Consider the following 511-nt stretch of genomic DNA (forward strand, 5'->3'; position numbering starts at 1 on the left):
CTGCCCCGGCGCGAGATCCACCACGAGCCCGAGAGCACGACGTGCGGCTGCGGCTGCCAGATGAAGCGCATCGGCCAGGACGTGGCCGAGAAGCTCGACTACACGCCCGGCGTCTTCACGGTGGAGCGCCACATCCGCGGCAAGTGGGTGTGCTCGCACTGCGAGACCCTGGTGCAGGCGCCTGTTGAGCCGCACATCATCGACAAGGGCCTGCCCACGCCGGGGCTGCTGGCCCAGGTGCTGGTGGCCAAGTACCTGGAGCACCAGCCGCTGTACCGCCAGGAGGCGATCTACGAGCGCGCCGGCTTGCTGATCTCGCGCTCCACGCTGGCCGGCTGGGTGGGCCAGTGCGGCGTGCAGTTGCTGCCCCTGGTGGACGCGCTCACGGCCGAGCTGCTGCAGCACGGTGTGCTGCACGCCGACGAGACCCCGGTGGCGATGCTCAAGCCGGGACTCGGCAAGACGCACCGCGCCTACATCTGGAGCTACTGCACGACGCGCTACAGCGCCG

General features: G+C 70.1%; 1 protein-coding gene. It reads left to right on the plus strand.

Annotation, left to right across the window (positions count from 1 at the left end; translation table 11 throughout):
• The coding region (tnpC, locus tag D3A59_RS25125; RefSeq protein WP_119157998.1) for an IS66 family transposase at positions 1 to 511 on the plus strand (511 nt) is incomplete at both ends.

It is taken from the genome of Caldimonas tepidiphila, from assembly GCF_003569765.1.
In the GTDB taxonomy this organism is placed as follows: domain Bacteria; phylum Pseudomonadota; class Gammaproteobacteria; order Burkholderiales; family Burkholderiaceae_C; genus Caldimonas; species Caldimonas tepidiphila.